The sequence below is a fragment of the Pseudoalteromonas sp. TAB23 genome, from assembly GCF_000498075.1.
GTDB classification, from domain to species: domain Bacteria; phylum Pseudomonadota; class Gammaproteobacteria; order Enterobacterales; family Alteromonadaceae; genus Pseudoalteromonas; species Pseudoalteromonas arctica.
The window spans coordinates 1-9,964 of sequence record NZ_AUTP01000050.1; the positions used below are offsets into that span (position 1 = coordinate 1).

Below are 9,964 nucleotides of genomic sequence, written 5' to 3' on the forward strand. Positions count from 1 at the left end.
CGGGGTAAATTCAGGTTTTATGATTGCTCAAGTAACCGCTGCTGCGCTTGCGTCAGAAAACAAATCATTAGCACATCCGGCTTCGGTCGATAGCTTGCCTACATCTGCAAATCAAGAAGATCATGTATCTATGGCAACCTTTGCAGCAAGGCGCTTAGATGAAATGGCCAATAATACCCAAGGTGTTTTGGCAATAGAATGGTTAGCATCGGTTCAAGGGCTAGAATTTAGAAAGCCGCTTGAACCATCAAATAAAGTGCAAAGCGCTAAAGCGTTATTACGCGAGCATGTGAGTTATTATGATAAAGACCGCTACTTTGCTCCCGATATCGAAGCTGCTAATACATTACTAAGTGAAGGTAAGCTATGCGACTTCATAGAGAGCAGTCCCCTGCCTTCAGCATATTAAATACCATATTGGTAAGTAAAGCCTAGCGCTTCAATAGCTGAGCCAATAACTTTGCGCTCAGCTTTATCATCACTGGTAAAGCGTGGTAACTCGCCACCATGTTCTGCACACTTCACTGCGTAGTATTCAGCTTTTGTCGGGTGCGCAGGATTAACAACATTATAAATATTTTGCCCTACTTGCCAGTGCTCTATCACCGCAAAGATAGCATTAATTACATCTTGTTGGTGCACCATATTTACTACTTGCTCACTTGATGTATTAAGCTCTTTGCCTGCCACAAAACGACCAGGTTCTCTATTAGGCCCTAGTAATCCAGCTAAACGCAGCACTTTCCCGTCTTGCTCAAGTACTTGCTCTTCTGCCTCATAGAGCTTTATTTGGCGCTCGTTTGTGCATGAAATATCGCAACTTTCGCTATATACACCAGGCTCTTGATCGTATACCCCGGTTGACGAGCATAATAAAAAGCCCTTTGCGTTTAACTCCTTTGAAAGCTTAAGCGCTGCGGTGAGTGTTTCAGGATAATTACTTTCACTGTGCCTGCTACGTGGTGGAATAGCACATACCCAATAAGCATTTTGTAAATCAACTTGATGTCTTAATTGCCCATCTTCAAGTGTAAACTGACGCTCAAAGTCAAACTCGTGTATATCTGTTCTATGCGTTCCTTGTACTTGCCAATCAGCTTTTTGCGCACTTACGCATAACGCATGTCCTAACCAACCTGCACCTAATACTACTAATTTATTACTTTTATTTGTCATTTTTGTATAAGCCTTTATTTTAAACGCATAATTAGTTCTTTCTATCTAACTTTATAGAGATTTTAAGTAAGATATGATTAGATATAATTTCATAAATAATAAAAATATGCGTACTCATGCTAAATAATTTATCATTACGGAAGAAAATATTATTATTGATTGGTGGAACAATTACCGTTTTACTAATTATTGCCTCAACATTTTTTGTTAAACACATTGCCAACCTCTCTAGAGAAAACATAGAAAATGAAGCGCAAAGTTATCTACAGACCGAGCAACTTTCAATGCAAAGTTACTTTGCGATGTACGGAAAAATGGTATCAACCTTTGTTAATAACCCACATTTAATCAACTTTTTTGAAAATTGGGATACTCGCGATCAAGCACTTGAAAGCGCCCCTGGCTACAACGAAGTAAACCAAGACTTTGTCCGTTTAAGCTCAAATGACGAAAACATTTTATCGGCCTTTTTTGCCTCAGCAACCACCGGTGAATACTTTAAAGAAAATGAACGTACAAGTCACTACAACGGCCAGCCTTATTACGCCTACAAGCGTGGTTGGTGGCAAGAAGCCATGCAAGTTAACAAACTTTACGTAGGTCCAATCTCTGTTGATTTAACCACAGGCGTAGCATCCGCAGTAGTACAACAACCTGTTTATAACGCACAGCGTAAACTCATTGGTATGGGCGGTGTTGATTTACAACTAAACAAAATTAACGACATGGTCGAAAATATTCGCTTTAACGGCCAAGGTTATGGATTTTTACTCGATGGAAATCAAAAAGTAGTTCACTTTTCAAAAGCCACAGGACACAAACTTTCAATTACAGATGAAGGTGCAAACGGTAAAGAAGGACTCGATGCGCTTGAGCAACAGTTTACAGATACAGCAGGCTTTAAAGAATTAAATACACAAATGCGAAATAACCTTAAAGGCAGCCAAATGGTTACTTTTAAAGGTGAGCAGTTTTATGTGGTTTACCATCGTCTGCAGCTAGAGCAGCCTTATATAGATTGGTATGTAGGTCTACTTATTCCTACTAGCATGATTGAAGAGCCCGTAAATGCCGCAGTAACCGCAACAACAACTGCAGTAGTTATTATCTTAATTATTATATTAGCCATGATTTTATGGGCTACCCATATGATTTCAAAACCCATCACAACACTTACGCACATTATGCGTGATATAGCATCGGGCGAAGGCGACCTTACTCAAAAAATTGATATTAATAGTCAAGATGAAGTGGGACAGCTGGCCAATCATATGAACACTTTTATTGATAAGTTACGCGCCATGATGCTAGAAACCGCAGCGCAAGCAGAACAGCTAAGTAATGCAGCAGCTCAGCTAAGACATGTTTCTGAGCAAACTAATTCTGAAATTCAGCAAGAGAAGCAGCAAGTTGATAGCGTCAGCGCTGCGGTAACTGAAATGGCGACTACTGTGCTTGAAATATCACGTAATGCACAACATACAAATAACGCAGCTGAAGAAGTTCAGGCAATTACAGCTGAAGGTGCAAGCCGTTCTACACAGGCGCAAAAAGTAATGACTGAGCTGGCGTTGCATATTGGCGAAGCATCTAAAGTGGTAGCAGGCCTTGAACAAGAAAGTAATAACATTGGTGCGCTAGTCGACGTAATTAATTCAATTGCCGATCAAACCAACTTACTTGCACTGAATGCGGCTATAGAGGCAGCTCGTGCCGGTGAACACGGTCGAGGCTTTGCCGTTGTTGCTGATGAAGTACGCTCACTAGCAAGTCGCACACAAGAATCAACAGACGATATTCGTAATATGATTTCGCGCTTGCAGCAAATAGCTCAACAGGCCTCAGTGATGATGCAACAAGGACAAGATCAAACCGAGGGCTCAGTACTGCAAACTAAAGAAGTACTTAGCTCACTTCACAATATTGCGCAGTCGGTCACTAAAGTACAAGACCAAAGTCATCAAATAGCCACGTCAACTGAGGAGCAAACAGTCGTTGCTGAAGATATTAATACGAGCCTTTCGGCAATTAATAACTTAGTGAACAGTACCGCTGACCATGCGCACACCCTCGCTGACGAAGCTCGTGACTTAAGTGATTTAGCTGCAGCACTTAACAAAACGGTTAACCAATTTAAATTATAAAACACTCATTTAATAGCTGTGTTTAAGCGTCAAACTTAAGCGCAGCTATAACCCTTGTTTTTAATTTATTTAGCACCATATCTTTACAGTTCGCTACTATTTTTACTGTAATTGAGTAACACAAAGTTATTTTTACGAACCAGATCAAATTTTTCGATTTTATACACAGATCTTTTTATTGAGATAGTTTGTTGTTTGGCAGAGTCTGGTATAGTAGCGCACGTAATAAACAGTGCTTTTTGAGCGGTTTAATACAATATTGCTAATTAATATGTTCTAAGTGTTATTTAAAAGCACATATTAATTACCAATTGTTAAAAATGGGTTAGCCGATACTCGGCTGACAAAGAATACATTGTAACGGTTTTATCATGATATCTAATTTATTTACCAAGCTTTTTGGTAGTCGCAATGACCGCACTATTAAAAACTTAAGAAAGACGGTCGCGCTAATCAATGCGCTAGAAACGCAACTTGAAGCCCTTTCTGATGAAGATTTAAGAGCTAAAACAGCTGAGTTTAGAGAACGTTACGATAACGGACAAGGCCTTGACGATATCCTACCTGAAGCTTTTGCTGTGGTACGTGAAGCGTCAAAGCGTGTAAATGGCATGCGTCATTTCGACGTGCAGTTATTAGGTGGTATGGTTTTACATCAAGGTCGCATTGCAGAAATGCGTACCGGTGAAGGTAAAACACTAACAGCTACCCTACCAGCTTATTTAAACGGCTTAACAGGCAAAGGTGTTCACGTAATTACTGTGAATGACTACCTTGCTAAACGTGATGCTGAAACCAACCGTGCGTTATTTGAATTTTTAGGCCTTACTATAGGCTGTAACGTACCGGGTATGATGCCACAGCAGAAGAAGCTAGCTTATACTGCTGACATTACGTACGGTACAAATAACGAATTTGGTTTTGACTACCTTCGCGATAATATGGCTTTTAGCATTGATGAACGTGTTCAGCGTCCATTATTTTATGCCGTAGTCGATGAAGTGGATTCAATCTTAATTGATGAAGCGCGTACTCCGCTTATTATTTCAGGCCCAGCTGAGGACAGCTCTGAGCTATACACTGAAATAAATACCATCGTTCCTTTACTTGAACTTCAAGAAAAAGAAGACGAAGAAGGTGTTGAAGGCGACGGCGATTACACTATTGATGAAAAGTCTAAGCAAGTTCATTTAACAGAACGTGGTCAAATTAAAGTAGAAGAGCTACTTACTGAACGCGGCTTAATTGAAGAAGGCGATTCGCTTTACTCAGCAGCAAGCATTACGCTACTAAGTCACGTTTATGCGGCCCTTCGTGCCCACAAGCTATACCAAAAAGATGTTGATTACGTAGTAAAAGAAAACGAAGTAATCATTATCGATGAGCATACTGGTCGTTCAATGGAAGGTCGTCGTTGGTCAGAAGGTTTACACCAAGCTGTTGAAGCTAAAGAAGGTGTAAATATTCAGAACGAAAACCAAACACTTGCATCTATTACGTTCCAAAACTACTTCCGTTTATACGAAACATTAGCAGGTATGACAGGTACTGCCGATACTGAAGCTTTTGAGTTTCAATCTATCTACGGCCTAGATACTGTTGTTATGCCAACTAATAAGCCAATGGTTCGTGATGATCGCGCCGACTTAGTTTACCTAACGCAAGAAGAAAAATACGAAGCAATTTTAATTGACATTAAAGACTGTCAAGACCGCGGACAACCGGTACTTGTAGGTACTATTTCAATTGAAAGCTCTGAGTATTTATCACAGTTTTTACGCAAAGAAAAAATTAAGCACAACGTACTTAATGCCAAATTTCATGCGCAAGAAGCAGATATCGTTTCAGATGCTGGCCTACCAGGTACAGTAACAATTGCAACCAACATGGCCGGTCGTGGTACCGATATCGTGTTAGGTGGTAACTGGAACAGTGAAGTTGAAAAACTTGAAAACCCAACTGCTGAGCAAATTGCTGAAATTAAAGCAGCTTGGAAAATTCGCCATGATGCGGTAATTGATGCTGGCGGTTTACATATCATTGGTACTGAACGTCACGAATCTCGTCGTATAGATAACCAATTACGTGGTCGTTCTGGTCGTCAAGGTGACGCCGGTTCTAGCCGTTTCTACCTATCGATGGACGATGCACTAATGCGTATCTTCGCTGGTGAACGCATGACTAACATGATGCGTAAACTAGGTATGCAACGCGGTGAAGCAATTGAACATCCATGGGTAAACCGTGCGATTGAAAATGCACAGCGTAAAGTAGAAGCACGTAACTTTGATGTTCGTAAGCAATTGCTTGAGTACGATGATGTAGCAAACGATCAACGTCGCGTTGTTTACTCTCAACGTAATGAGCTACTTGAAGAAGGCGATATTTCAGAGACTATCACAGCAATTCGTGGTGATGTTCTTGCTAGTGTAATTGATCAGTACATTGCACCGCAAAGCCTTGCTGAAATGTGGGATATTCCTGGCCTTGAAGAGCGTTTAAAACAAGACTTCTTACTTGAGTTGCCAATCACTCAATGGTTAGCAGATGACAATAAACTATACGAAGAAAAACTTCGTGAGCGTATTGAGCAGGCGGTTGAGCAGTCATACAAGCAAAAAGAAGAGCAAGTTGGCGATTCTGTTTTACGTCAATTCGAAAAAGCGATTATGCTACAAAGTCTTGATCAGCATTGGAAAGATCACCTTGCTGCTATGGATCACTTACGTCAAGGTATTCATTTACGTGGTTACGCGCAAAAGAATCCTAAGCAAGAGTATAAGCGTGAATCGTTTGAGCTGTTTTCTGAAATGCTTGAAAACTTGAAAGTAGATGTTGTAAGCATCCTAAGTAAAGTACAAGTACGCGCAGAAGAAGATGTTGAAAAAGTAGAAGAGCAACACCGTAAAAGTGAAAATGCTCCTCGCGAATACCAACATGAAGAAGCTGAGCAAGTAGGTGGCGAAGCGCCAGCACCAGAAACAGCTACTGTAATGGCTCGTACAGAACCAAAAGTAGGTCGTAATGACCCTTGTCCTTGTAAATCAGGTCAAAAATTCAAACAATGTTGCGGTAAATTAAAATAGCCCAATATTGTTATTAGCTTATTAAAAAGCGGCGCTAGCGTCGCTTTTTTTTATGGAGTTTTAAAGTAATGACTATAGAAATTGTACATGTAGCTGTTGGTGTTATTAAGAAAAATAACGCTATATTCATTTGTAAACGTGCAGATGAACAACATCAAGGCGGTTTATGGGAATTTCCTGGTGGCAAAGTAGAAGCAGGTGAAAGTGTTTTTGTTGCACTTAAACGCGAGCTTATTGAAGAAGTTGGATTAACAATTCACAGCTCTAGTCAACTTATGGTGATTGAACATGACTACGGCGATAAGTGCGTTAAATTAGATGTACACGTAGTGAGTAACTTTAGCGGTGAAGCACATGGCGCTGAAGGACAACCTAGTGAATGGGTAGCAATTAGTGAATTAGAAAATTATGATTTTCCTGAAGCTAATGCTGAAATTATCGAGAAAATAGTAGCCCGATACGCATAACAAAATAGGTACAAGTGAGCGCAATGAACATCTCAATACAAAATAAGCTAAGCGAACAATTAGCATTAAATCCTGAGTTAACTCAAGTTAGTGTGATTGGTAGCGGCCATATAAATAGTACATGGCTACTTACGTGTATTGATAAACAGTTTATTGTGCAAAAACTTAATACTGAGGTATTTAAATACCCTGCTCAGTTAGTAAGTAATGCAAAACTAATTGAGCAGCATTTAAATGCTAAACAACTGCAAAATAATTACCCCCTTGAAACAGTTAAGCATATAGCCATACAAAACAACGAACACTTAATAGAAATTGATAGCGCGCATTATCGCGTCCTCAACTATATTAGTGACAGTTACAGCGAAGACGTTGTTAAAAATGCGCAACAGAGCGAGCAAGCGGCTTACGCCTTTGGCGTATTTGCTCATGCATTACAAGATTTTGATACACAACAACTACATACTGTAATTCCTGATTTTCATAACTTAGCGATGCGCTTTGAGCAATTAAATACCGCAATCACAAATAACTCTGTAAATAGAGTAAAGCACTGCGCTGACGAAATAGAATATTGCTTATCACAGCAGCATTTAATTACTGAGCTTAGTAATATAGCTAAGCAGATACCGCTTAGAGTGTGTCATAACGATACAAAAATAAATAATATGCTGTTTTGTAGTGCAACTCACAAAGCAAAAGCAGTGATTGATTTAGATACCTGCATGGCGGGATTTAGGCTTTATGATTTTGGCGACATGGTACGCACTTTCTGCTCCCCCGAAGCCGAGGATTCAACAAACTTACACAACGTTATTATTCGAAAAGATATATTTTCAGCCATTGTTAAAGGCTATGTAACGCCATTAAAAAGTAGCATGAGTACAAAAGAGCAAGAAAGCCTGCTGCTAGGCGCTAAAATAATGCCGCTCATGTTAAGTGTGCGCTTTTTAACTGATTACTTAAATAATGATGTGTACTTTAAAGTGGCTCATCCAGAGCATAATTTAGAGCGAGCACAAAGCCAACTCGCGCTTTATAAAAACATACTCAGTAACGAAAAATGGATGCTCCAGTGCTTAATGAGCTAGCATTAATGAACAAATTCAAGATACAAAAAAACCAGTAAGCTAAAAACTTACTGGTTTTTTGTTATTTATATGCAATTACCAGATTTTTACGCGATCTTCTGGTTTGATATACATTTTATCACCTTCTTTTACGTCAAACGCTTCGTAAAACTCAGGCATATTCGACAAGATACCGATTACACGGTAGTGACTTGGTGAATGAGGGTCTGTTAATAAACGATTACGTAACTCTTCATCGCGATAGTTACGACGCCAAATTTGTGACCAACCCATAAAGAAGCGTTGATCGCCTGTGTAACCATCAATCACTGGTGATTTTTTATCACCTAAAGACAGCATATACGCTTTATGCGCAACCGTTAAGCCACCTAAGTCACCAATGTTTTCGCCAAGCGTTAGCTCGCCATTAACACTTGCATCTTCAAACGGTTTATATTCGTTATACTGTGCAACTAAAGCCGCTGTACGCTCTTCAAATTGCTTAAGGTCAGTTTCACTCCACCAGTTACGTAAGTTGCCATCACCGTCGTATTTAGCACCTTGGTCGTCAAAACCATGACCAAGCTCATGCCCAATTACTGCACCAATTGCGCCGTAGTTTACAGCATCATCCGCTTCTAAATTAAAGAATGGCGGTTGTAAAATAGCTGCTGGAAATACAATTTCGTTGTTTACTGGATTGTAATACGCATTTACTGTTTGCGGAGTCATGTGCCACTCAGAGCGATCAACTGGTTTACCCAATTTAGCAATCATGTCTGCGTATGCCCATTCGCTATAACGAATGTAGTTACCTACTAGCTCATCTGAGTTGATATCTAGCTCTGAGTAATCTTTCCACGTGTCTGGGTAACCAATTTTAGGCGTAAATTTGTCTAGTTTTTCTTTCGCTGCAAGCTTTGTTTCAGGGCTCATCCACTCAAGATTTTCGATAGCAACACCGTAACCTTTAATTACGTTATCAACTAATTCTTCCATGCGTGCTTTAGCTTCTGGCGGGAAGTTATCTTTAACGTATACCTTACCTAAAATTTCACCAAGTACACTGTTAGATGCATCAACCGCTTGCTTCCAAAGAGGTGCTTGTTCTTCTACGCCACGAAGTGTTGTGCTGTAAAAGTCAAAGTTAAGGTTAACTAAATCTTCACTAAGTAGCTCTGCATAACCACTTACAAAATGAAATTTTAAGTAGTTTTTCCACGTCGCTAAATCAGTGTCTTTGTAAATAGTAGCAAGTGCTTCTAAATAGCTAGGTTGGCGTACAATAATGTCACTTGCACTCACGCCAGCATCTTTAAAGAATGCAGCTAAATCAAGGTCACCCATCAGCTTGCTTGCATCTGCTACTGTCATCTTGTTATAAGATTTAGTTGCATCACGGCTTTGCACACGGCTCCACTGAGCATCAGCTAGTGTTTTTTCAAATGCAAGTACGCTCTTAGCAGCTTCTGCTGCATTTTTAACGCCTGACTTTGCTAAAACATCAGTGATGTATTGCTCGTAAGAAGCGCGAATTTTAGTGAATTTTTCGTCATCTTTTAAGTAATAGTCACGATCTGGTAAACCAAGACCCGACTGAGATAAATACAATGCATACTCGCTTGAGTTTTTAGCATCGTTATTTACAAACCAACCAAACGGTAAAGTACCGCCTTGTTTTTGAATTTTAGCCATTAAACCCACTAAATCAGCTTTAGATTTAACGCTATCAATTGTATCTAATGACGGTTGTAATGGCGTAATACCTAGCTCATTACGCGCATCTTTATTCATATAGCTTTTATAAAATGCACCAATTTTATACTCATCACTGCCTTTTTTAGCGGCTTTGTTTGCGGCTGCACTTTCAAGGGCTATTTTCATCGCTTTTTGCGACTCATCATATAACTGCGAAAAAGAACCGTAGTTAGATTTATCACCTGGTATTTCAGTTTTAGCTAACCACTGACCATTTACATGGTAGTAAAAATCGTCTTGTGCGCGTACTGAACTATCCATAT

The 9,964-nt window shown here is 39.7% G+C and carries 7 protein-coding genes; 5 read left to right on the top strand and 2 right to left on the bottom strand.

All coding sequences use genetic code 11. From position 1 onward, the window contains the following. Window positions 1-409, top strand: a 409-nt coding sequence (locus L654_RS0101250) for an aromatic amino acid lyase (RefSeq protein ID WP_029753438.1), incomplete at its 5' end; no start/stop codon positions are given. On the opposite strand, the gene L654_RS0101255 is transcribed toward L654_RS0101250, so the two are convergent. Beyond that, complete coding sequence (locus L654_RS0101255) at window positions 406-1,176, bottom strand: NADP-binding protein (protein WP_008137681.1); 771 nt, start codon at window positions 1,174-1,176, stop codon at window positions 406-408. The two genes, L654_RS0101250 and L654_RS0101255, sit on opposite strands and share 4 nt — an antisense overlap. Before the next feature lie 116 nt (window positions 1,177-1,292). Between L654_RS0101255 and L654_RS0101260 the strand changes: the two genes are divergently transcribed. The 4 genes from L654_RS0101260 to L654_RS0101275 all read left to right on the top strand — a co-directional run bounded on the left by L654_RS0101260 (window position 1,293) and on the right by L654_RS0101275 (window position 7,964). After that, window positions 1,293-3,320: a methyl-accepting chemotaxis protein gene (locus L654_RS0101260; RefSeq protein ID WP_024589902.1), complete on the top strand. Its 2,028-nt coding sequence runs from the start codon at window positions 1,293-1,295 to the stop codon at window positions 3,318-3,320. A gap of 371 nt (window positions 3,321-3,691) precedes the next feature. Continuing rightward, complete coding sequence (gene secA, locus L654_RS0101265; RefSeq protein ID WP_024607010.1) at window positions 3,692-6,406, top strand: preprotein translocase subunit SecA; 2,715 nt, start codon at window positions 3,692-3,694, stop codon at window positions 6,404-6,406. A 68-nt stretch (window positions 6,407-6,474) separates the two neighbouring features. After that, window positions 6,475-6,873: an 8-oxo-dGTP diphosphatase MutT gene (mutT, locus tag L654_RS0101270; protein WP_007582062.1), complete on the top strand. Its 399-nt coding sequence runs from the start codon at window positions 6,475-6,477 to the stop codon at window positions 6,871-6,873. A 23-nt stretch (window positions 6,874-6,896) separates the two neighbouring features. Further along, window positions 6,897-7,964 (top strand): aminoglycoside phosphotransferase family protein, encoded by a 1,068-nt coding sequence (locus L654_RS0101275; protein WP_024589903.1) that lies wholly within the window; start codon window positions 6,897-6,899, stop codon window positions 7,962-7,964. 75 nt (window positions 7,965-8,039) lie between these two features. Here the strand turns inward: L654_RS0101275 and L654_RS0101280 are convergent. Then, the coding region (locus tag L654_RS0101280; protein WP_024607011.1) for a M13 family metallopeptidase at window positions 8,040-9,964 on the bottom strand (1,925 nt) is incomplete at its 5' end.